Genomic DNA, 20,944 nt, shown 5'->3' on the forward strand with positions numbered 1-20,944 from the left:
GGGGAAACCGTGAAGCGTGGGGGCGAGGTTAGCCGCTCCCCACTTGGCTTGGCCAACGACCTGTCACTGCTCGGCCATGGTCCGAACGATCGCGTCAACGGTGGCGTCGATCTGCGCCTGGGTCCGTGCAAGCGTCTGCTGATGCTCCTTCTGCAGTTCTACCTGCTTCGAACACAGGTTCAAGGCTGCCAGCACCAGCAGCTTGTCGCCGATCAACGTCGGATACGAACGCTTGGTCTCGGCCAGGGCCGTGTTCAACATACGCACCGCGTGCGCCAAGGTTTCTTCCTGGCCTTCGGGCGCCTTGATCGAATAGTCGTTGCCAAGAATCGACACGACATTGATCGGCTGCGCTTGCAGGTTCATGCGTTGACGACACCCGCGCTGGCACGCTCGACCAACGCCTGGATACGGGCAGCGGTGGCGCCGTTCTTTTCTTCCTGCTCCATCAAGGACAGCTGCAGGGTTTCGTTCTCTTCGTTTGCCTGGGCCAGTTGCTGACCGAGTGCGTTGTTCTGCTCGGTGAGTTGAGCGTTCTTTTGCATCAGGTCGCTGACCAGTTGCTCGAGTTGATTGAGGGAAGCTTCAAGCATGGGTCTATCTCAGGTTGTTGCGAGGGGCGCACACGATAAAGAAAACCGTTGCCCATCGCCATTAAATATCGGATTCACAAGGTTTCTACCCCGCACATTGACAGGGTAACCCCCCTCTTGTTCCGACCTGAGTCAACCATCGGTCAGTCAAACACAGGGAGCTGCACAGCAGCCCCCCCTGACAGATCCAAGGCCGTGCCAGAAACTCAGTAGTCGATGCGCACATCCCCTTTCGGCACGCTGCAGCACGACAGGATGTACCCCTCGGCTTCATCTTCCTCGGTGATACCGCCGTTATGCTCCATTTCGACTTCGCCACCCAGCTTGAGCACCTTGCAGGTACCGCAAATGCCCATGCCGCAAGCTTTCGGGATCATCAGGCCGACCTTGGCCGCTGCAGCGTGCACGGTTTCGCCGGGGGCGATGCGGATGCTCTTCTCGCTGCCGATGAACTCAACCAGGTTGAGGTCGGCGGCGTCCACTTCAGGTGCCTCGGCGGCCGCTTCGGCGTGTTCGACCGCATCGGCCTTGGCTTCGGCTGGCGTCGCCCCGAACGACTCCTCGTGGTAATTGTTCATGTCGAAGCCGACAGCCTCGAGCATGCGCTTGACCGCCGTCATGTAAGGGGTCGGGCCACAGCAGAACACCACACGCTCCATGTAGTCCGGCGCGATCAGCTCCATCAGCCGTTGGTTCAGGTAGCCACGGTAGCCCGCCCAAGGCTCGCCCAGGCCATGCTTCTCGCAGATGATGTGCAGGCTGAAATTGGGCACGCGGGACGCCATCTGCTCCAGTTCGCGATGGTAGATGATGTCCTTGGGTGAACGGGCACTGTGAACGAAGACCATGTCGACATTGGCGTTGGTGTCATAGAACCAGCGGGCCATGGACATGACCGGGGTGATGCCCACGCCGCCAGACAGGTACAGCACCTTGGCGCCTGGAAAATCGATGGCGTTGAACAGCCCCACAGGTCCGTGTACCGGCAGCTCGGCACCTTCGTGCATGGTGTCATGCAGGAAGTTGGACACCAGTCCGCCGGGTACGCGCTTGACCGTGATGGAGAAGCTGTAGGGCACCGATGGCGAGCTGGATATGGTGTAGGAACGCATCACCGGCTTGCCTTCGATTTCCAGCTCCAGGGTCACGAATTGCCCGGGCTTGAAGAAGAACATGATCGGCTGGTCTGCCATGAAGCAGAAGGTGCGCACGTCCCAGGTCTCCTGGATGACCTTGACGCAGCGCACGATGTGGCGGCCGTTGGCCCAGGTCTGAGTAGTGACCGGATTGAGGAAGGTTTCGGACATGTTCATCTCCAGCAGCCGACAGTTGGCCTTTTTATGGCTCGGATGATGCTCAAGCTTGCGACCTTGAACATTCCTGCCAGCGACATCGGCGTACTTATCGCGACCAGCCCCGCACGACAAGGGTTGCGGCGTCGTAATTCAAATCGGCCATGTCGCCCATGGATACGGTTCACGCCGCCTTCGGACGCACACTCCACCGCAAAACAACACGCTGTTCATGGTTAACAGCCTTGCGGCACCACAACAACGATTAGCCACCTTTTGCCGGCCGCACACGGCCCCGAGGAATACACGATGGACGTCACCGCAACCCTGAGCCTGGGCGATCCACTTGAACCTGCACGCAAGGCGACTGCCCAGATGCTGCAGAACCGCGAGCGCACCTACTCGCTGCCCCAGCCGTTCTACACCGACGAGCGTCTGTTCCAGATCGACATGCAGGAGATTTTCCACAAGGAGTGGCTGATCGCCGGCATGACCTGCGAGATCCCGGCGAAGGGCAATTACCTCACGCTGCAGATCGGCAAGAACCCGATCATTGTAGTGCGTGGTACCGAGGGCAAGGTGCATGCGTTTCACAACGTGTGCCGTCACCGCGGCTCGCGCCTGTGCGTCAGCGAAAAAGGCAAGGTGGCCAAGCTGGTGTGCCCTTACCACCAGTGGACCTACGAGCTGGACGGCCGCCTGCTGTTCGCCGGCACCGAAATGGGCGCCGACTTCGACATGAACCAGTACGGCCTCAAGCCTGTGAACGTGAAGGTCGCTGGCGGCTACATCTTCATCAGCCTGGCGGAAAACCCACCAGCCATCGACGAGTTCCTGGCCACCCTTGACCACTACATGGAACCGTACGACATGGAAAATGCCAAGGTGGCGGTGCAGACCACCTTGATGGAAAAGGCCAACTGGAAGCTGGTGCTGGAAAACAACCGTGAATGCTATCACTGCAATGGCTCGCACCCGGAGCTGCTGCAGACCCTGCTGGAATGGGACGACACCAACGACCCACGCGCCAGCCAGGAATTCAAGGACCACGTGGCCGCCTCTGCTGCCGCCTGGGAAGCCGAGAAGATCCCGTACCTGCACAAGAGCCACGGCCTGCGTAACCGTATCGTGCGCATGCCGCTGCTCAAGGGCACGGTCTCGATGACCATGGACGGCAAGCAGGCCTGCCAGAAGCTGATGGGCCGCATCAAGAACCCAGACCTGGGCTCGATGCGCATCCTGCACCTGCCGCACTCCTGGAACCACTGCATGGGCGATCACATGATCGTGTTCACCGTGTGGCCGATCAGCGCCCAGGAAACCATGGTCACCACCAAGTGGCTGGTGCACAAGGATGCCGTCGAAGGCGTGGACTACAACCCTGAGAACATGCGAAAGGTGTGGGACGCCACCAACGACCAGGACCGCCGCCTGGCAGAAGAGAACCAGCGAGGCATCAATTCCACGGCATACCAGCCTGGGCCTTACTCGAAGACCTACGAGTTTGGCGTGGTGAATTTCATTGACTGGTACAGCGGGCGCTTGCTGAACAACTTGGGGGCGGAGCCTGCTCCGTACTTGAAGGAAGTGCTAGCTCAGTAGTTATCAGATGGAGCAGTAGCGCGCTCTGCCTTTCACCGGCAGAGCGTGCTTGGCCTCATGGCATTCTTAACGCTAGCTCTGCACGTCATAGGGGCGAGTACCCCAGGACCTTATCTTGGCCGCAGCTGATATGAACCCACGGCCAACAGTGGATAGCATCTCGTCCACCATCGTGACATCCATCAGCGTCTCGAAGGCTACTGTGGGAATTTCTCGCGGGTTAGCCCGCAAATAACCGACTACCTCGCGAGCAGCCGCAAAGTTACCGATCGAGCCGCCGCTCAGATTCGTGACTGCGTTCACGACGCCCAGTACATCCGTGGCCGATTGAAAAGTGGCAGTTGCACCTGTGAACGCGGCAGTGAGCTGACCCGCCACCCCTGCGCTTCCAGTGATGAAGAATTGCTGGTTTGCAACCCTGGAAGCCTGCGTCAACTCCGTATGATTGAGCGGACTTTCTCTGCTTGCATTGGTGCTTGCAGCCTTGAATGCGCTTCTACGCCCAACAACGTTCCTGGCGGTTCGCATCAATGAACCGAAGAGCGTTGCGCCGCTGGATGCAACACCAATGGTTCTGAGCAGAGCGCTCCAGAAAGCGCCATCCGGATCGTGGCGATTGACGGGATCACCACCGCAGTACCCGTATGCATTGATACCCCCCTTGCCAAATGGGCTCAGCGAGTCCGGGCTGGTGAAGCGCCCCAGCCTGGGACTGTAGAAACGACGACCGTTTCCTAGCGGATACTTAGCCGTCAGCGCATCCCTGAACTCACCACAGAACCCTATGCAGGTGGCCTGTGCCAAGCACCGGGCACCGTAGGGTGTGTAGGCAAGTGGCTTGCGGTGACTTTTTCCCGATACAGAATAAAGTCGGTCGGTGCTATCCAGAAGGGTCGCCATGATCACTCTGACTCGCTTGGCATACGCGTAGAGTAAGTGAGGATGCGGTGCTTGCGAACTGGCAGAAATGACAGGTAGTGAACGGCGCGTATCGTTCATTGTGAGAGCGGACGAACCCGCGATCACTGCCAGCTACTGCGCTGGATACCTCGCAGGTTCAGTCATGTGGCATGCCCATCAGCGCAGCACGCCTTCCTCCACCAATAGTTTCATGATGGCTTCGGCGCCTTCCTGCGGCGTGACGTCCTTCAGCACCTTGCCCCCGCCCCCACTGGCCTTGGCCGTTGCGGCCTTCATCCGGTCAGCGCCGCTCTTGGCCTTGATAACCTTCAAGCGCTTGGGCCGTGGACGCGCCGGCTGAAGGGCCTCTTCGCCCAACAGCTCATCCTCCACCACCTGTACGTCCTGCGCCGCCAGCACACCACGGCGCGCTGGCCCGAAGGCGCTTTGACGCGGCTTTGGCGCGGCATTATCCACTGTCGCCACCATGGGTAGGCGTACTTTCAAACGCCGGCGCTGACCGCGCGGTAGCGCCTGCAACACCTGGGCAGTACCGTTCTCGATGGATTCCACCTCGGCCAGCCCCACCACCAACGGCCAGCCAAGTTTTTCGGCGAGCAGGAACGGCAGCATGCCCGACCCCTCCCCCGTCTCGGCCTGGCTGCCGGTAAGTACCAGTTGCGCACCGGCACCGCGCAGGTAATCGCCTAGTACTCCCAGCACATCGGCGCCTGCGGGTTGCTCAAGCACATCCAAATGTTCCAGGCCCATCCCCAGGTAACCGCGCAACGCTTCCTCACGGGGATCCCCTGCGTGCACGACTTGCAGGTCTTCGCCGGCCAGTTGCAGGCCCAACTCGACTGCCCGCGAGTCCTGCTCGGCGCGCCGCGTGCGACCGGAGCTTGGATGCGCACCGATCGAAACCAGGCTGATGACTTTCGTACTCATGCTCGTGCCCTTATGCCGCGTCACGCTGGGCGCCGTTGCGGAACTGCTCCACAGCGTCGATCAGTGCCTGAAGAATCGCCGCGCTGTCGCCAATCACCGACAGGTCGGCCCGTTTGATCATGTCGCAACCCGGATCCATGTTGATCGCCACCACTTTGTCGCACGCACCGATGCCCTGCAGGTGCTGGATCGCGCCAGAGATACCCACCGCCATGTACACCCGAGCCGTTACCCACGTACCCGTGGCGCCGACCTGGCGATCACGCGGCATGTGGCCATCATCCACCGCCACCCGCGATGCACCTTGGGTCGCGCCCAGTGCCGTGGTCGCCTTGTGGAACAAGGCCCAGTCCTTGACCCCGTTACCGCCGGATACGATGAACTCGGCTTCGGCCATGGCGATCTTGGCCGGGTCGACGGCCACCGAGCCCAGGTCCTCGATGCGCGAGATACTGCGCGCCACACTGCCGGACAACTCGACCGGTAAAGCCTCGTGACGGGTTTCGCTGACAGGCTCTGCACATTCGGCCGCAGCCAGGATCAGGCGTGGCAGCGCGCGTTGCATGTCTTGCTGGCCCGCACCGGCGCGGCCGATGCACTGCCCATCCTTGACCTGCCAGACGCGTGTTGCCGGGCGCTCGCCCAGCGCAGCACCCAGGCGTCGGCCGAGCTCGCCACCGCCGGTGCGGCTGTCTGGCAGCAGCCAGTGGCGCGGAGCGAACTGGTTGTCGACAGCGCGCAGGCCCTGCACCAACTGCTCCGGTGCATACCCTTGATACGCCTCGCCTTCGATGACCAGCAAGCGGTCCACACCTGCGCCGGCAAAGTTGGTTTCCTTGTGCTCGCCGAACACGATTGCCAGTACCGCACCGTCACTGCCCGCCAGCCCATGGGCTAGGCCCAGCAGGTCGCGGTCATGGCTACCCAGGCGCCCGCCGATCATGTCCGGTACTACGGCAATGTAGAACGCAGGCTCTGGCACCTGGTGCAGCGGCAACTGCACTTCGACCGCAGCGCTACGGCGTGCGCCACCACTGGTGCCCTGCTGGGCCCCCGAGCGGTCGATGCGCTTGAGCCCATTGGGGCCGATGAAGCCCGCTGCACTGGCGTGAGGGTTCTTGCGCACGAGGCCGTTGGGCCCCATCCAGCTGGTCTGTTGCGTCTGCATGGCTGCATGCAGCGGATGCAGGCGGTTACGGGCGATCCACTCGGCGCGAGGGTCGCGGCGGATGATGTCGCTCATCAATGCACCTCCGCAGGTTCACGTTTGGATTTCGCAGGCTTGGCAGCCGCTGGCTGGGCCTCTTCCTCGATCAGTACATCGGCCACCAGTTCGGCCAGGTCCTTGATCAGCGGCCGTGGCTCTACTACCCCTTCAAGCATGGCCGTGCACTGCGGGCAGCCCACGGCAACCACTTCGGCTTCGGTGGTGCGGATGTCGTCCATGCGCATGTCGGGAATACGCTGTTTGCCAGGGATGTCAGTGATCGGCGCACCGCCTCCCCCGCCACAGCAGCGTGAGCGAAAGCCCGAGCGCTCCATTTCGCGAACTTCGATTCCCAGCGCGCGGAGCACCTCGCGAGGCGCCTCGTACTCGCCGTTGTAGCGGCCCAGGTAGCACGGATCGTGGTAGGTGACGCTGCCGCCCTTGTGCTGCCCCAGGTTGAGTTTGTTGGCGCCAATCAGCTCGGCAATGTAGGTGCTGTGGTGCTGCACCTGGTAGTTGCCGCCCAGTGCGCCGTATTCATTCTTGAGCACATGGAAGCTGTGCGGGTCGCAGGTGACGATGCGCTGGAACTTGTACTTGGCCAGGGTCTGGATATTGCGTTTGGCCAGTTGCTGGAACGTCGCTTCGTCACCCAGGCGGCGCGCCACGTCGCCGCTGTCGCGCTCCTCCAGGCCCAGCACGGCGAAGTCCACACCCGAAGCCTTGAGTACCTTGACGAACGAACGCAGCGTGCGCTGGTTGCGCATGTCGAACGCGCCGTCGCCCACCCAGAACAGCACCTCGGTGCTCTTCACCTCCGACAGCAGCTTGAGGTTCAGGTCGGCAGCCCAGTTCATGCGGCCACCCGGTGCGAAACCACCGGGGTTGTCAGTGGCAATCAGGTTGTCGAGCACTTCGGCACCCTTGTTCGGGGTGGCGCCCTTTTCCAGGGTGAGGTGGCGGCGCATATCGACGATGGCATCGACGTGCTCGATCATCATCGGGCACTCTTCAACGCAGGCGCGGCAAGTGGTGCACGACCAAAGTGTCTCGGCATCCACCAGGCCGTTGACGATCGGCTGGTGCGGATGGCCACCATGCTCGCCAATCGGCTTGCCGGGGTAAGGGCTGCCGGCGAACTTGGCGTCAGTGCCACCGGCCAGGCCGATGACCATGTCCTGAATGAGTTTTTTCGGGTTCAACGGCTGCCCAGCGGCGAAGGCCGGGCACATGGCCTCGCACTTGCCGCATTGCACGCAGGCATCAAAGCCCAGCAGCTGGTTCCAGGTGAAGTCCACCGGCTTTTCCACGCCAAGCGGCGCACGTGGGTCTTCCAGGTCCAACGGCTTGAGGCCGGTCGAGCGGCCGCCACCGAAACGCTCGGCGCGCCGGTGCCAGGCCAGGTGCAGGGCACCGGCGAAGGCGTGCTTCATGGGCCCGCCCCAGGTCATGCCGAAGAAGAGCTCCGACACGCCCCACAGCACGCCCAGGCCCAGAATGCCGACCATCACCCAGCCGCCCGTGTTGGCCGGCAGAATACCGGCCACCGGCAAGGTGGCGATGAAGAAGCTGGCAGCAAATACCAGCAGGCTCTTGGGCAGGCGCATCCACGGGCCCTTGGACAGGCGCGAAGGCGGGTTCAGGCGGCGCTTGAAGACGAAGATGGCGCCGGTGAACATGACCACCGTGGCCAGCAGCAAGGCGTAACCCAGGACCTTGCTCTGCAGGCCGAAACCGTGCACCAGGATCGCCAGCAGCGCCGAGAGCACGAAACCACCAGCGGTGGCCACGTGGGTGTTGGACATGTACTTGTCGCGCTCGACCACATGGTGCAGGTCCACCAGGTAGCGGCGCGGCATGGCCAGCAGGCCGCCGACCAGGTCCACCTTGGAGGGCCGGCCACGGCGCCACATGTTCACACGGCGCAGCGCACCGAGCACGGCAAGCCCGAGCGCGGCGAACAGCAGGATGGGTAGAAGGGTGTTCAACATGGGAAGCTCCCACAACAGCTAGATTCTTGCGCCACCCCGAAGGCCAGCGCGGGCCCCTGTAGGGGCGGCCTGTTGCCGCGAAAGGGCTGCGAAGCGGCCCCAGCATCCGTGGTACTGATCAAATGCTGGGGCCGCTTCGCAGCCCTTTCGCGGCGCAAGGCCGCTCCTACAGGGGGGCCAGTCCCGCTTTCAGAAAGGCGGTGCGATCAGAAGTCCTTGCACAGCCGCAAGGCATCGTAGATCGCCGCATGCACGTTACGCTGGGCCACACAGTCGCCGATGCGGTACAGCAGGTAGCCTTCGCCTGGCTGGCTCAGGATCGGCTGTGGCTTGATGGCGAACAGCGCCTCCACGTCGATCTGGCCCTTGTTGCGCGAGCCGTCCTTGAGGGCGTAGTACAGCTGCTCGTCCGGACGCACGCCGTTTTCCACCACCACCTGATCGACCACCCGCTCTTCCTTGGCACCGGTGTACTCGTTCTCCAGCACAGCGACCAGCTTGTCGCCCTCGCGGTAGACTTTCTCCAGCATCATGTCCCCGGTCATGATCACTTCCTTGGGGTACATGCTGCGGTAGTAGGTCGGGAAGGTCGTACCGCCCATGGCCACACCCGGCTTGATGTCGTCGGTGACGATCTCGACCTGGCTGCCCTTGTCAGCAATGAAGTCGGCCACCGACATGCCGGTGAACTCGCAGATGGTGTCGTACACCAGCACGTTCTTGCCCGGCGCGACCTTGCCGTCGAGCACGTCCCAGCTGCTGACCACCAGCCCTTCTGCTGCACCCCAATGTTCGTTCTGCTCCAGGAACGAATGCCCGCCCACGGCCAGCACGATGATGTCCGGGCGCAGATCCTGGATGGTGTCCACATCGGCCGCAGTGCCCAGGCGCAGGTCCACCTTCAGGCGGGCCAGCTCCAATTGGTACCAGCGGGTAATGCCAGCAATCTGGTCACGTTGCGGCGCCTTGGCCGCGATGGTGATCTGGCCACCGATCTGGTCGCGTTTTTCGAACAGGGTCACATCGTGGCCACGCTCGGCGGCCACGCGCGCCGCCTCCATGCCGGCAGGGCCGGCACCGACGATGACCACCTTGCGCTTGGCGCCGGTGGTCTTCTCGATGATGTGCGGCACACCCATGTACTCACGGGAGGTCGCGGCGTTCTGGATGCACAGCACGTCCAGGCCTTGGTACTGGCGGTCGATGCAGTAGTTGGCGCCGACGCACTGCTTGATCTGGTCGATCTGGCCCATCTTGATCTTGGCGATCAGGTGCGGGTCGGCCATGTGTGCACGGGTCATGCCGACCATGTCCACATAACCACCTTCGAGAATCCGGGTAGCCTGGTTTGGGTCCTTGATGTTCTGCGCGTGCAGGACCGGGACCTTGACCACTTCCTTGATGCCAGCTGCCAAATGTAGGAACGGCTCTGGCGGGTAGCTCATGTTCGGAATGACGTTGGCCAGGGTGTTGTGGGTATCGCAACCCGAGCCCACCACACCGATGAAGTCGAGCATGCCGGTGCCATCGTAGTAGGCAGCGATCTGCTTCATGTCTTCGTGGCTGAGGCCATCGGGGTGGAACTCGTCGCCGCAGATACGCATGCCCACGCAGAAGTCGTCGCCCACTTCGGCACGCACGGCCTTGAGTACTTCCAGGCCGAACTTCATGCGGCCTTCGAAGCTGCCGCCCCACTCGTCGGTACGCTTGTTGACGCGCGGGCTCCAGAACTGGTCGATCATGTGCTGGTGCACCGCCGACAGCTCGACGCCATCGAGGCCACCTTCCTTGGCACGGCGGGCCGCCTGCGCATAGTTACCGATCACACGCCAGATCTCTTCCACCTCGATGGTCTTGCAGGTGGCGCGGTGCACCGGTTCGCGGATGCCCGAGGGCGACATCAGGGTCGGCCAGTTGAAGCCATCCCAGCGCGAACGACGACCCATGTGGGTAATCTGGATCATGATCTTGGCGCCATGCTTGTGCATGGCGTCGGCCAGGTTCTGGAAGTGCGGAATGATACGGTCGGTGGACAGGTTGACCGACGACCACCATTCCTGCGGACTGTCGATGGCCACCACGGACGAGCCGCCGCAGATGGCCAAGCCGATGCCACCCTTGGCCTTCTCTTCGTAATACTTCACATAGCGGTCGGTCGTCATGCCGCCGTCAGTGGCGTAGACCTCGGCGTGCGCGGTGCTGAGCACGCGGTTGCGGACGGTCAGTTTGCCGATCTGGATCGGCTGGAACATTGCTTCGAATGCCATGACGCTATCTCCGGCTTACAACGGCTTCGTTACGAACAGGCCATCTTCGTGGCCTTCTTCCGACCCGCCATATACCTGCTCGGCAACAGTGCGGATCGAGCTGCCGCGGGCAGCGAGAATCTGGTCCATGGCACCGGCGAACCAGCCAGTGAACATGTAGTCGACCTTGCGGCCGCACTTGCCATAGACATAGACGAAAGCCGAGTGCTTGAGCTTGACGCTGCACGTGCCCTTGTCCAGATCGATGTCCTGAATCTCGAACAGCCCCCAGCCGCGCTGGCTCAGGCGTTTCATGTAGTGCTCAAAGACCGCGACCCCTTCCAGGCCATGGCACTCGGCTTCCTTCTCGCACCAGTGCCACGCCGACTTGTAACCGGCCTTGTAGAGAATTTCGGCGTACTTGTCGGCGCCCAGGACCTCTTCGATGCCCATGTGGTTGTTGACGAAGAAATGGCGTGGCACGTACAGCATCGGCAAGGCGTCGCTGGTCCAGACACCGGTCTCGCTGTCGACTTCGATTGGCAATTGCGGGGCGATCTTGGCCATGGAAACTCAACTCCAGAAAAAATTTTTATTGGGTTGCCCCGGCGTTGCTGGCAGGGGCTTGAAGCTTGGAGAGCGGCTTATTCGCCCCAGACGTCTTTCAACACGTTGACCCAGTTCTCGCCCATGATCTTGCGAACCACGCGCTCGGAGTGGCCACGTTTGAGCAAAGTCTCGGTGAGGTTGGGGAACTCGCCCACGGTACGAATGCCCAGTGGGTTGATGATCTTGCCGAAGTTGGTCAGGCGACGGGCGTAGCCCTTGTCGTGGGTGAGGTATTCGAAGAATTCCTTGCCGTGACCTTGGGTGAAGTCGGTACCGATGCCGATGGCATCTTCACCCACGATGTTCATGGTGTACTCGATGGCCTCGGCATAATCGTCGATGGTCGAGTCGATCCCCTTGGCCAGGAACGGTGCAAACATGGTCACGCCAACGAAACCACCGTGGTCGGCGATGAACTTCAGTTCCTCATCGGACTTGTTGCGAGGGTGCTCCTTGAGGCCCGATGGCAAGCAGTGGGAGTAGCACACCGGCTTTTTCGATTCGAGGATGACTTCCTCGGAGGTTTTGGACCCGACGTGGGACAAGTCGCACATGATGCCGACGCGGTTCATTTCGGCAACGATCTCGCGACCGAAGCCTGACAGGCCGCCGTCGCGCTCGTAGCAGCCGGTGCCCACCAGGTTCTGGGTGTTGTAGCACATCTGCACGATGCCCACGCCCAGCTGCTTGAACACCTCCACGTAACCGATCTGATCTTCGAAGGCATGGGCGTTCTGGAAGCCGAAGAGGATACCGGTCTTGCCCAGTTCCTTGGCCTTGCGAATATCGGCGGTGGTGCGCACGGGCATCACCAGGTCGCTGTTCTCGCGGATAAGCTTCTGGCTGGCGGCGATCTGGTCGACGGTGGCCTTGAAACCTTCCCAAACCGACACGGTGCAGTTGGCGGCGGTAAGGCCACCTTTGCGCATATCCTCGAACAGCTCGCGGTTCCACTTGGCGATGATCAGGCCATCGATGACGATGCTGTCGGCGTGTAATTCGGCTGGGCTCATCAGGCGTCCCCTTTTATTGAATGGGCTGGCGCCAAACCTTGTGCCGGCGCTTTGGGGCCAGCATATGCCTGTGCCCCGAGGCGCCCCGATGCAAAAACGACAGGGGGTTTGCCGAAAGCGTCAATGCGCGACAACGCGCGCTCTGGCGCGGTCTGTGGCGATGAGACACAGTCTCGATAACGACCATGGAGGGTCCTTTGATGAACAATTTGCCCAGGTGATACCGTACGCGCCGAGAGTGCGCGAGAATCGTCGGCATTCGTCAGTCGATGGAGGAAACAGCGAATGAAAGCGATGGCAGCAGTGGTACTGCTGGCGGTGGCGGCAGCAGCCCAGGCCGGTGAGGAGGAAAATACCCCATGCGATAACGTCGAGACAGAGGCGCAAGCCCATGCCTGCGCAGCGTTCAACAAGCAAGCTTCCGAACGGGAGCTAAAATCGGCCTATGACGAACTTCTCCAGCGCATTCACGACGCGTTTGACGACAAAGGCGGCATTGCAGCAACGATGATCGAGCGCTTGAAACAGGCTCAGGGGCTATGGACGCAGCTTCGCGATGCCGATTGCAAGGCGGAAACCTTCGCCCTGCCCACCAACGGCAAGGCTTACCAGGCAGCCTGGGACACCTGCGTCGCGCAGCGCACTGATGACCGGTCCGAATACCTGCAATCGATTCTGCAACAGTAGAGTAGGACTGCCTGGTTAGGAAAAGTTTGCGGCTTATTCATCAAGCTGGCTCGTATCAAAGTGAGTGCCAAGTGCCCTTATCCAAGGCGCTTCACCCACTTAACAGGAGTCGCAGATATGACCGTGAACCTCACGAAAACCGACATGGACAGTGCCATCGCTGCCTTGAAGAAAGAAGGCGAAGAGCGGGCCGTCATGGTGGCAAACACTGTGTGCATCTTCGCACCAGACGTACCGGCCAGCGTCGCTGAAGACGTGCTGGACGGCATGCGCCTGATGAACCTGTCGGCGAACAAGAAGTTCGACAAGGAAACGCAGCAGCGCGAGTGGTACAACTTCTACAATGATGGGCTCGGCAAGTTCGGCTGGACGCTGACCGGCGCCGCCCATGTGGAAGAGGCGGTCGACAAGGACACCCATACCCTGGCAACCCTGGTGCCAGAAATCGTCTCGGTGCAGATTGGCCACAACCATCGTCTGAACCGCTGCGTCAAACGCTCTTTCGAAGTGATCGTCAAGACACCCAAGGCCCAGCAGTTGCTGGAAGAAAGCGCCGCGAGCGTTTCCGGTAAATCCAGCACCGTGCAGATTTCGACCTGCGAAATGTCGCCACAGGGGCTGCCGATCATGCACATGACCAGTGTTCAACTGAGCTACGACAAAGCCGAGAAGACTGCCGGCGCCACTGGCCGCACCCTCGACAAGTCCAATACCCGTGTGTATCGCGCCTCGCAGCAGGGTTCCTTCAGCATCCGCCACTTCAATGCCATGCGCGAAGCGGTCAGGCTGAAACTGGCCAGCCAGGCCGTCGATATTCTGGCCCTGGACATCTGAACAAGCCCTGGCGCCGCGCTGCGGCGCCAAGCTTCCCTGTTTGCCGAAGGCCTATCTAATGCCCATGGAAGTTGTCAGCCACCCTTACGAGGACCTGCAGGGCTGCCTGCGCGTGGCGCAGTTGGAAGCCAACCTTGTCCACAATCAACACCTGGACAGCCAACGCTGGTTCGAGCATTTTCTAACCAACCTGGAGCGCTACGGCGCCTTGTTATTCGAGCGGACCACCAGAACAATACCGTACGTGCCCACCGAGGCAGTTTTCGAAGACATCTTCTCAGGTTGGATCCCCGCTCCCCAAGGCAAGAATCTCAAGTTCCAACGTGTGGGCAACGACATTCTGCAGGGACTGAAGCAGCCAGACCCGGCCTTGTTGAAGATTCGATCGGCAAGCTCACACATGCTCATCGACTTCGACACTGACGAGGCGGCACGGCCCGTGGCCATCGTTCTGCACATGGCCTGCTCGACCAACCCAGATACGAGTCGAACCAAGGCGTTGCTTGAACTGGATCACTTGGGTATCCGGCTTGTCGATGAATACGCAGCGCTGTACAGAGACTGCGTAGAACGACGTCTCGAAGCGCATAGCAGCATCGATCACCTCTAATTCGGTGGAGACGACTTCACGAACTTGCGCTCTTCGCGTGGGCAGCACCCGAAGCGGCGCTTGTAACGTCGGGTAAAGTACGACGGCAGTTCAAAACCGCATGCCACGCTGACCTGGGTGATCGTCATCTGGGTCTGGCGCAGCAACTGGCGAGCCTTGTCCAGGCGCAGGCCAAGGTAAAAACCGCTGGGCGTATCGTTGAGATGCAACCTGAACAGGCGCTCCATCTGACGACGCGTGATCATCACGCGCGCGGCCAATTCTGTTGTACCAAGCGGGTGTTCGGTATGCTTTTCCATCTCTGTGATCACCTGCACCAGCTTGCGGTTGCTGATGCCATAGCGTGCAGCAATCTGCATGCGCTGATGATCTTGGCGCGGTCGAATACGGCTCAACACGAACTGCTCGGAAACTTGCACAGCGAGCTCGGCGCCATGGGCCTGGGCGATCAGATCGAGCATCAAGTCGATCGAAGCGGTCCCGCCCGCACAGGTGATGCGTTGCCGGTCAATTTCGAACAGCTCCTGGGTGGCATGCAGGCTGGGATAGTTTTCCCTGAACGCATCCAGCGCCTCCCAATGCACGGTCGCACGATGACCATCGAGCAAGCCTGCCTCGGCCAGCACCACAGCGCCGGTATCGATACCGCCTAGCATGACGCCCTCGTGAGCCAGGCGGCGCAGGCTTTGCTGAAGCTTTGGGGCGTAGCAGCCCAGGGGTTCGAAGCCTGCCACGATCAGCAATGTACTGCAGGGCGTTTGCGCGCCCAACGCTGCATCGGCATTGACTGACATGCCGTTGCTGGCGTTCACGGCGCTCCCATCCAGGCTCAATACCTGCCAGTGGTATGCCTGGGCTTTGAACCTGTTGGCCACGCGCAGGGGCTCCAGGGCACTGATGAACCCCATGGCAGAGAAACCGGGCAACAACAGAAAGTGGATGATCCGCGCCATGGCATGCCCCAGCGAACAGGTCGCCTGCGTGCAAATGTTGGTCGCCGGCGTGCGATTTTCAATAGTGCCACCAGCGTAGCGTGTTCACACGGTCCGCAGAGGCCGCCCCCATAAAAATATGCACTGCCGATGGAGAGCCACCATGCACAGCTTGATCCGCCGCAGCCTGTTGACCTTGGCCCTGACCAGCCTTGCTACCCCCTCGCTTTACGCCGCCGATGCCGCTGCTTGCAAGAATGTCCGTCTGGGCGTGGTCAACTGGACCGATGTGATCGCGACCAGCGCCATCGCCCAGGCTTTGTTCGATGGCCTGGGTTACACCACCAAGCAAACCAGCGCGTCGCAGCAGATCATCTTCGCTGGCATTCGCGACAAACGCCTGGACATGTTCCTGGGCTACTGGAACCCGATCATGACCCAGACCATCACCCCCTTCATCGATGCCGGGCAGGTCAAAGTCATGGACAAGGCCAGCCTCGAAGATGCCCGGGCCACCTTGGCAGTGCCCAAATACCTGGCCGACAAGGGGCTGCGCACCTTCGCCGACATCCATAAATTCGAGAAGGAGCTTGGAGGCAAGCTCTATGGCATCGAGCCGGGTTCGGGCGCCAACACCCAAATCAAGGCCATGATTGCCAAGAACCAGTTCGGCCTGGGCAAATTCCAGCTGGTCGAGTCCAGCGAAGCGGGCATGCTGGCCGCCGTGGACCGGGCAGTACGGCGCAAGGAAGCCGTGGTGTTCTTCGGCTGGACCCCACACCCCATGAACGTGAACATCGACATGGTGTACCTCGGGGACAGCCAGGACGCGCTCGGCCCGGACGAAGGCCGCGCGACGGTGTGGACCGTCACCGCACCCGATTATGCAGCGCGCTGCCCCAATGCCAACCGCCTGCTGGCCAACCTGAGTTTCAGCGCCGAAGACGAGAGCCGCATGATGCAGCCATTGCTCGATCACAAGGACCCGCTGGAATCGGCGCGCCAATGGCTCAAGGACCACCCCGAGGACAAGGCCCGCTGGCTTGAGGGTGTAACCACCTTCGATGGCAAACCGGCCGCCGACAATCTCAAGCTTACCGCCAACTGAAACCGCCCCATCACCGACAAACCAGCCCCTACAGATCCACGGACACCAAGGTTCGTCCAGAACCTTGCAGGGGTCGGCTTGCCGGCGAAAAGCCCACAACAGATCGCACAGGATCCCCCATGAACCACGACGTCATCATTACGTGCGCCCTGACCGGCGCCGGCGACACTGCCTCAAAAAGCCATCTGGTCCCCGTCACGCCGAAGCAGATCGCTGCAGCGGCCGTGGAAGCCGCCAAGGCCGGCGCCACAGTGGTCCACTGCCACGTACGCGACCCGCAGACGGGGCGCTTCAGCCGTGATGTCGCCCTGTATCGCGAAGTCATGGAGCGCATTCGCGAAGCCGACGTGGACATCATCGTCAACCTCACTGCCGGCATGGGCGGCGACCTGGAAATCGGGCCCGATGAAAACCCCATGGCATTCGGGCAGGGCACTGACCTGATCGGCCCGCTCGAACGCCTGGCCCACGTCGAGGCGTTATTACCGGAAATCTGCACCCTGGACTGCGGCACCCTCAATTTCGGTGACGGCAATTCCATCTACGTTTCCACGCCCGCGCAACTACGCGCCGGTGCCCGGCGCATTACGGAGCTGGGGGTCAAGGCAGAGCTGGAAATTTTCGATACCGGCCACCTGTGGTTCGCCAAGCAAATGATGAAGGAAGGGCTGCTCGACAACCCCTTGTTCCAGCTGTGCCTGGGAATACCGTGGGGCGCACCGGCTGACACCACCACCATGAAAGCTATGGTCGATAACCTGCCCGCCGATGTCACCTGGGCCGGCTTTGGCATCGGCCGCATGCAGATGCCCATGGCCGCGCAGGCCGTGTTGCTCGGCGGTAACGTGCGAGTCGGCCTGGAAGACAACCTGTACCTGGACCGTGGCGTACTGGCGAGCAACGGCCAGTTGGTCGAGCGCGCGGTAGAGATCATTTCGCGCCTGGGTGCCCGTGTCCTGAGCCCCGCAGAAGGCCGGGCAAAGATGAACCTGAACCGTCGCTGATCGCTTCTGGAGACCTGCATGACCTTCATCACTGACATCAAGACATTTGCCGCGTTGGGCAGCGGCGTGATCGGCAGCGGCTGGGTTGCACGCGCCCTCGCCCATGGCCTGGACGTGATCGCCTGGGACCCGGCGCCAGGCGCCGAACAGGCCCTGCGCAAACGCATCGCCAACGCCTGGCCTGCCTTGGAGAAACAGGGCCTTGCGCCAGGCGCATCGCAAGCCCGCCTGACCTTTGTCGATACCGTTGAAACGTGCGTGCGCGAGGCTGATTTCATCCAGGAAAGCGCGCCTGAGCGGCTGGACCTGAAGCTCGATTTGCATGCACGGATCAGCGCCGCTGCCAAACCCGATGCAATTATTGCCAGCAGCACGTCGGGCTTGTTGCCCAGCGAGTTCTACGCCTCGGCCGTTCACCCTGAGCGCTGTGTGGTAGGCCATCCTTTCAACCCGGTGTACCTGCTGCCATTGGTCGAGATCGTCGGCGGCAAGCAGACTGCGCCGCAGGCCATCGAGGCGGCCAGCACTGTTTATACCGCCCTTGGCATGCGGCCACTGCACGTACGCAAGGAAGTCCCCGGTTTCATCGCCGACCGGTTACTCGAAGCGCTGTGGCGCGAGGCGCTGCACCTGGTCAACGACGGGGTCGCCACCACGGGTGAAATCGACGACGCCATCCGTTTTGGCGCGGGCCTGCGCTGGTCGTTCATGGGCACCTTCCTGACCTACACCCTGGCCGGTGGCGATGCCGGCATGCGTCACTTCATGTCGCAATTCGGGCCGGCACTGAAGCTGCCGTGGACCTACCTGCCGGCGCCTGAGCTGACCGACAAACTGATCGACGATGTGGTGGAGGGTACGTCGCAGCAACTGGGTGATCGCAGCATCGCCGCGCTGGAACGCTACCGGGATGACACGCTGCTGGCGGTGCTGGAAGCGGTGAGCACCAGCAAAGCCAACCATGGCATGTCGTTCAGCGACTGAGGAGAGCACGATGCCTGCATTGATCACCTACCGGACCCAAGTGCTGGAAGACTGGGTCGATTACAACGGTCACCTGCGTGATGCGTTCTACCTGCTGATATTCAGCTACGCCACCGACGCGCTGATGGAGCGCATTGGGCTGGATGCCGAAAGCCGTGGGCAGGGTGGCAACTCTCTGTTCACGCTCGAGGCGCACATCAACTACTTGCACGAGGTAAAGCTCGGCACCGAGGTGTGGGTGCAGACGCACATCGTCGGTTTTGACCGCAAGCGCCTGCATGTCTACCACAGCCTGCACCGCGCGGGGTTTGGAGATCCATTGGCGGCGAGCGAACAGATGCTGCTGCATGTGGACCTCGCGGGGCCGAAATCCGCACCCTTCAGTCAGCGCAGCAGCGCTGCCCTGGCCGCCACCCTCAATGCTCAGGGGCCTGTACCGGCCAACGCCTATACCGGGCGGGTGATCCGCCTTCCAGCGAACGGCTAGGGTCTTGCGAGCGATTGAAAATGGATAGGTGATCTGCAAAAAAATAACCCCGGAAAGCCGTGAGCATCCGGGGCCAAGAGCGAGCAACATCCACTGTGCACGAGTGAGGGTGACCAAACCCTCCGTAGCGGTAGATGACTAGAGTGTGCGCAGTTCCTGGGCAGCGGATTTAGCCGGAAACGACCTGTTCATAGCCAAAGCGGCCACTCTGCCCTTTCGAGGTTGCGAGCATGACGGCGGCGCCACAGAATCGGTCGTGATCACTGCAGCACTCTCTATGCGATAAAAGGGACAACAGCCATGATGCATGCCGATTTGATTGATCAAGACGACCTGGCGGGCCACCTGCGGGCACGCGGGTTCGACATTCCGGCCGGTGCCAGCGCCGAGCAGGCGTGTGAGGCCGTAGTACGCGGGCTCACCGAACCGAATGCGCGGGCGCTCAAGGGGATGGTCGAGCAGATGTACGCGGGCAGCGCCACCCTGTTACCGGCCGTGCGGCAGGCGATTGATAAACAGCTGCTGCCAGCCTTGGCGCAATTCAACAAGCGCGCCTGAGCGATTGCTCCGATGCCGGCGTGATCGTCGGCAAGCCGGCCCCTAGAGGGGCCGCGCGATGCCGGCGAACGGGCTGCAGCGCAGCCCTGAACCCTTAGAGCCTTACACTGGCAAACGTTGACTCATTACGCGCCTGGCTCAATGCCGCCATCGGACCACTGTGGGGCGACAGGGTGATGGCCTGTGGAATCGGCATCATCGCCACCTGCTGGGTGGTATTGGAGCCAACACGCTCGTCGCGCGGTGGAATGCCGAAGTATTCGCGGTAGCACTTGGAGAAGTGCGGCGTGGACACGAAGCCGCAGACCGAAGCCACCTCGATGATCGACATCGGCGTCTGCTTGAGCAACTGGCGTGCGCGTATCAGCCGCAGCTTGAGGTAATAGCGCGAAGGCGAGCAGTGCAGATACTTCTGGAACAGCCGCTCCAGCTGCCGACGCGACACGGATACGTAGACGGCGAGTTCGTCCAGGTCGATCGGCTCCTCGAGGTTGGCTTCCATCAGGGCGACGATTTCCTGCAGTTTCGGCTGATTGGTGCCCAGCATGTGCTTGAGCGGTACGCGCTGGTGATCCTGCTCGTTACGGATGCGCTCGTAGACGAACATCTCGGAAATGGCCGCCGACAATTCCCGACCATGATCGCGGCTGATCAAGTGCAGCATCATGTCCAACGGCGCGGTGCCGCCAGAGCTGGTGAAGCGGTTGCGGTCGAGCGTGAACAGGCGCGTGCTCATGTTGACCCGTGGGTAGGCCTCTTGCATGGCCGCCAGGCATTCCCAGTGCACGCTGCAATCGAAGCCGTCGAGCAGGCCGGCACAGGCCAGCGCCCAGCTGCCGGTGCACACCGCCCCAAGGCGGCGCGACTGGCGAGCCTGGGCTTGCAGCCAGGTCACGTGCTCACGCGTCACGGTGCGCTGGATACCCACACCGCCACAGACGATGACCGTGTCCATGGGGGGCGCGCTGTGCATGGCGGCATCGGGTGTGATCTGCAAGCCGTCGCTGGCCCAGACCTGGCCGCCATCGACGGTCAGGGTATGCCAGCGGTACAGCTCGCGGCCGGACAGCTGGTTGGCCATGCGCAGGGGCTCGACCGCCGACGCCAGAGAAATGAGGGTGAAGTTGTCCAGGAGAAGAAACCCGATGGACTGGGGGGTTGTGCGGTTCTGGGTTGGGTTCCCGGAGGTGTACGACGTCATCGCGATTTCTCCTCACACAAATGCAGGGCGTGCCTCAGGCGGACACTGATTTCTTGTTATTGCCCCGGGGTCGTCCACGGGGCTTGGTTGTCTATCACTACGCAAACGCCGTGCCTGAAATTGAACAGCTATCCGAAA

Annotated in this window: 21 protein-coding genes; 9 read left to right on the plus strand and 12 right to left on the minus strand. The window is 61.6% G+C overall.

Going from position 1 to position 20,944, the window contains the following annotated elements; translation table 11 throughout:
* Window positions 1-63 precede the first annotated feature (63 nt).
* The 3 genes from ACF8E5_RS07265 to gbcB all read right to left on the minus strand — a co-directional run bounded on the left by ACF8E5_RS07265 (window position 64) and on the right by gbcB (window position 1,900).
* Complete coding sequence (locus tag ACF8E5_RS07265) at window positions 64-366, minus strand: cell division protein ZapA (protein WP_196185548.1); 303 nt, start codon at window positions 364-366, stop codon at window positions 64-66.
* On the minus strand, window positions 363-593 hold the full coding sequence (locus ACF8E5_RS07270; RefSeq protein ID WP_100852392.1) for a hypothetical protein: 231 nt from the start codon (window positions 591-593) through the stop codon (window positions 363-365). The genes ACF8E5_RS07265 and ACF8E5_RS07270 overlap by 4 nt, the downstream gene beginning before the upstream one ends.
* Before the next feature lie 206 nt (window positions 594-799).
* Window positions 800-1,900 (minus strand): glycine-betaine demethylase subunit GbcB, encoded by a 1,101-nt coding sequence (gene gbcB, locus ACF8E5_RS07275; protein WP_058638089.1) that lies wholly within the window; start codon window positions 1,898-1,900, stop codon window positions 800-802.
* A 294-nt stretch (window positions 1,901-2,194) separates the two neighbouring features.
* On the opposite strand from gbcB, the gene gbcA reads away from it, so the two are divergent.
* Window positions 2,195-3,487, plus strand: coding sequence for a glycine-betaine demethylase subunit GbcA (gene gbcA / locus ACF8E5_RS07280; protein ID WP_058638090.1), 1,293 nt, complete (start codon window positions 2,195-2,197; stop codon window positions 3,485-3,487).
* Window positions 3,488-3,559: 72 nt separating this feature from the next.
* Here the strand turns inward: gbcA and ACF8E5_RS07285 are convergent, their stop codons facing one another.
* The 7 genes from ACF8E5_RS07285 to ACF8E5_RS07315 form a co-directional block, all read right to left on the minus strand.
* Window positions 3,560-4,387 carry an RHS repeat-associated core domain-containing protein gene (locus ACF8E5_RS07285; protein ID WP_078479462.1) on the minus strand — a complete coding sequence of 276 codons (828 nt, stop codon included), beginning with the start codon at window positions 4,385-4,387 and terminating at the stop codon, window positions 3,560-3,562.
* A 177-nt stretch (window positions 4,388-4,564) separates the two neighbouring features.
* Complete coding sequence (locus ACF8E5_RS07290) at window positions 4,565-5,335, minus strand: electron transfer flavoprotein subunit beta (protein ID WP_058638091.1); 771 nt, start codon at window positions 5,333-5,335, stop codon at window positions 4,565-4,567.
* A gap of 10 nt (window positions 5,336-5,345) precedes the next feature.
* Window positions 5,346-6,578: an electron transfer flavoprotein subunit alpha/FixB family protein gene (locus ACF8E5_RS07295; protein WP_058602964.1), complete on the minus strand. Its 1,233-nt coding sequence runs from the start codon at window positions 6,576-6,578 to the stop codon at window positions 5,346-5,348.
* Window positions 6,578-8,533, minus strand: coding sequence for a dimethylglycine demethylation protein DgcB (gene dgcB, locus ACF8E5_RS07300; RefSeq protein ID WP_058638092.1), 1,956 nt, complete (start codon window positions 8,531-8,533; stop codon window positions 6,578-6,580). Before dgcB ends, ACF8E5_RS07295 begins: the two co-directional genes overlap by 1 nt.
* Before the next feature lie 206 nt (window positions 8,534-8,739).
* The gene (gene dgcA / locus ACF8E5_RS07305) at window positions 8,740-10,800 is read right to left on the minus strand and encodes a dimethylglycine demethylation protein DgcA (protein WP_027913555.1); all 2,061 of its coding nucleotides are present in this window, start codon (window positions 10,798-10,800) and stop codon (window positions 8,740-8,742) included.
* A gap of 15 nt (window positions 10,801-10,815) precedes the next feature.
* Window positions 10,816-11,346 carry a DUF5943 domain-containing protein gene (locus ACF8E5_RS07310; RefSeq protein WP_013970507.1) on the minus strand — a complete coding sequence of 177 codons (531 nt, stop codon included), beginning with the start codon at window positions 11,344-11,346 and terminating at the stop codon, window positions 10,816-10,818.
* Window positions 11,347-11,423: 77 nt separating this feature from the next.
* A complete protein-coding gene (locus ACF8E5_RS07315) occupies window positions 11,424-12,401 on the minus strand; it encodes a dipeptidase (protein ID WP_023532386.1) in 978 nt (325 codons plus the stop codon).
* A gap of 285 nt (window positions 12,402-12,686) precedes the next feature.
* Here ACF8E5_RS07315 and ACF8E5_RS07320 point away from each other — a divergent pair, with 285 nt between their 5' ends.
* From ACF8E5_RS07320 to ACF8E5_RS07330, 3 genes are all read left to right on the plus strand, one after another.
* The gene (locus ACF8E5_RS07320) at window positions 12,687-13,088 is read left to right on the plus strand and encodes a lysozyme inhibitor LprI family protein (protein ID WP_392475083.1); all 402 of its coding nucleotides are present in this window, start codon (window positions 12,687-12,689) and stop codon (window positions 13,086-13,088) included.
* A 117-nt stretch (window positions 13,089-13,205) separates the two neighbouring features.
* Entirely contained in the window at window positions 13,206-13,922 is a 717-nt protein-coding gene (locus ACF8E5_RS07325) for a hypothetical protein (protein WP_078479264.1), read from the plus strand.
* A gap of 58 nt (window positions 13,923-13,980) precedes the next feature.
* Window positions 13,981-14,532, plus strand: a complete 552-nt coding sequence (locus ACF8E5_RS07330) for a hypothetical protein (RefSeq protein ID WP_058638096.1) — start codon at window positions 13,981-13,983, stop codon at window positions 14,530-14,532.
* Here ACF8E5_RS07330 and ACF8E5_RS07335 read toward each other — a convergent pair.
* Window positions 14,529-15,485, minus strand: coding sequence for a GlxA family transcriptional regulator (locus tag ACF8E5_RS07335; protein ID WP_196126245.1), 957 nt, complete (start codon window positions 15,483-15,485; stop codon window positions 14,529-14,531). The genes ACF8E5_RS07330 and ACF8E5_RS07335 overlap by 4 nt on opposite strands.
* A gap of 142 nt (window positions 15,486-15,627) precedes the next feature.
* Here ACF8E5_RS07335 and choX point away from each other — a divergent pair, with 142 nt between their 5' ends.
* From choX to ACF8E5_RS07360, 5 genes are all read left to right on the plus strand, one after another.
* On the plus strand, window positions 15,628-16,572 hold the full coding sequence (choX, locus tag ACF8E5_RS07340) for a choline ABC transporter substrate-binding protein (protein WP_058638098.1): 945 nt from the start codon (window positions 15,628-15,630) through the stop codon (window positions 16,570-16,572).
* A gap of 119 nt (window positions 16,573-16,691) precedes the next feature.
* Window positions 16,692-17,576 carry a 3-keto-5-aminohexanoate cleavage protein gene (locus ACF8E5_RS07345; RefSeq protein WP_058638099.1) on the plus strand — a complete coding sequence of 295 codons (885 nt, stop codon included), beginning with the start codon at window positions 16,692-16,694 and terminating at the stop codon, window positions 17,574-17,576.
* Between the two features lie 18 nt (window positions 17,577-17,594).
* Complete coding sequence (locus tag ACF8E5_RS07350) at window positions 17,595-18,560, plus strand: L-carnitine dehydrogenase (RefSeq protein ID WP_196185546.1); 966 nt, start codon at window positions 17,595-17,597, stop codon at window positions 18,558-18,560.
* Window positions 18,561-18,570: 10 nt separating this feature from the next.
* Window positions 18,571-19,047 (plus strand): thioesterase family protein, encoded by a 477-nt coding sequence (locus ACF8E5_RS07355; RefSeq protein WP_058638101.1) that lies wholly within the window; start codon window positions 18,571-18,573, stop codon window positions 19,045-19,047.
* A 300-nt stretch (window positions 19,048-19,347) separates the two neighbouring features.
* Window positions 19,348-19,605, plus strand: a complete 258-nt coding sequence (locus tag ACF8E5_RS07360) for a hypothetical protein (RefSeq protein WP_023532364.1) — start codon at window positions 19,348-19,350, stop codon at window positions 19,603-19,605.
* Between the two features lie 94 nt (window positions 19,606-19,699).
* On the opposite strand, the gene ACF8E5_RS07365 is transcribed toward ACF8E5_RS07360, so the two are convergent.
* Window positions 19,700-20,806: a GlxA family transcriptional regulator gene (locus tag ACF8E5_RS07365; protein WP_023532694.1), complete on the minus strand. Its 1,107-nt coding sequence runs from the start codon at window positions 20,804-20,806 to the stop codon at window positions 19,700-19,702.
* Between the last annotated feature and the right edge of the window lie 138 nt (window positions 20,807-20,944).

Source organism: Pseudomonas sp. WSY_20 (assembly GCF_043104335.1).
Lineage (GTDB): Bacteria > Pseudomonadota > Gammaproteobacteria > Pseudomonadales > Pseudomonadaceae > Aquipseudomonas > Aquipseudomonas parafulva_B.

Coding starts and splice junctions, on each gene's coding strand:
- ACF8E5_RS07265 (WP_196185548.1), bottom strand. CDS start 366: ATGAACCTGCAAGCGCAGCCGATCAATGTCGTGTCGATTCTTGGCAAC.
- ACF8E5_RS07270 (WP_100852392.1), bottom strand. CDS start 593: ATGCTTGAAGCTTCCCTCAATCAACTCGAGCAACTGGTCAGCGACCTG.
- gbcB (WP_058638089.1), bottom strand. CDS start 1,900: ATGTCCGAAACCTTCCTCAATCCGGTCACTACTCAGACCTGGGCCAAC.
- gbcA (WP_058638090.1), top strand. CDS start 2,195: ATGGACGTCACCGCAACCCTGAGCCTGGGCGATCCACTTGAACCTGCA.
- ACF8E5_RS07285 (WP_078479462.1), bottom strand. CDS start 4,387: ATGGCGACCCTTCTGGATAGCACCGACCGACTTTATTCTGTATCGGGA.
- ACF8E5_RS07290 (WP_058638091.1), bottom strand. CDS start 5,335: ATGAGTACGAAAGTCATCAGCCTGGTTTCGATCGGTGCGCATCCAAGC.
- ACF8E5_RS07295 (WP_058602964.1), bottom strand. CDS start 6,578: ATGAGCGACATCATCCGCCGCGACCCTCGCGCCGAGTGGATCGCCCGT.
- dgcB (WP_058638092.1), bottom strand. CDS start 8,533: ATGTTGAACACCCTTCTACCCATCCTGCTGTTCGCCGCGCTCGGGCTT.
- dgcA (WP_027913555.1), bottom strand. CDS start 10,800: ATGGCATTCGAAGCAATGTTCCAGCCGATCCAGATCGGCAAACTGACC.
- ACF8E5_RS07310 (WP_013970507.1), bottom strand. CDS start 11,346: ATGGCCAAGATCGCCCCGCAATTGCCAATCGAAGTCGACAGCGAGACC.
- ACF8E5_RS07315 (WP_023532386.1), bottom strand. CDS start 12,401: ATGAGCCCAGCCGAATTACACGCCGACAGCATCGTCATCGATGGCCTG.
- ACF8E5_RS07320 (WP_392475083.1), top strand. CDS start 12,687: ATGAAAGCGATGGCAGCAGTGGTACTGCTGGCGGTGGCGGCAGCAGCC.
- ACF8E5_RS07325 (WP_078479264.1), top strand. CDS start 13,206: ATGACCGTGAACCTCACGAAAACCGACATGGACAGTGCCATCGCTGCC.
- ACF8E5_RS07330 (WP_058638096.1), top strand. CDS start 13,981: ATGCCCATGGAAGTTGTCAGCCACCCTTACGAGGACCTGCAGGGCTGC.
- ACF8E5_RS07335 (WP_196126245.1), bottom strand. CDS start 15,485: ATGGCGCGGATCATCCACTTTCTGTTGTTGCCCGGTTTCTCTGCCATG.
- choX (WP_058638098.1), top strand. CDS start 15,628: ATGCACAGCTTGATCCGCCGCAGCCTGTTGACCTTGGCCCTGACCAGC.
- ACF8E5_RS07345 (WP_058638099.1), top strand. CDS start 16,692: ATGAACCACGACGTCATCATTACGTGCGCCCTGACCGGCGCCGGCGAC.
- ACF8E5_RS07350 (WP_196185546.1), top strand. CDS start 17,595: ATGACCTTCATCACTGACATCAAGACATTTGCCGCGTTGGGCAGCGGC.
- ACF8E5_RS07355 (WP_058638101.1), top strand. CDS start 18,571: ATGCCTGCATTGATCACCTACCGGACCCAAGTGCTGGAAGACTGGGTC.
- ACF8E5_RS07360 (WP_023532364.1), top strand. CDS start 19,348: ATGATGCATGCCGATTTGATTGATCAAGACGACCTGGCGGGCCACCTG.
- ACF8E5_RS07365 (WP_023532694.1), bottom strand. CDS start 20,806: ATGACGTCGTACACCTCCGGGAACCCAACCCAGAACCGCACAACCCCC.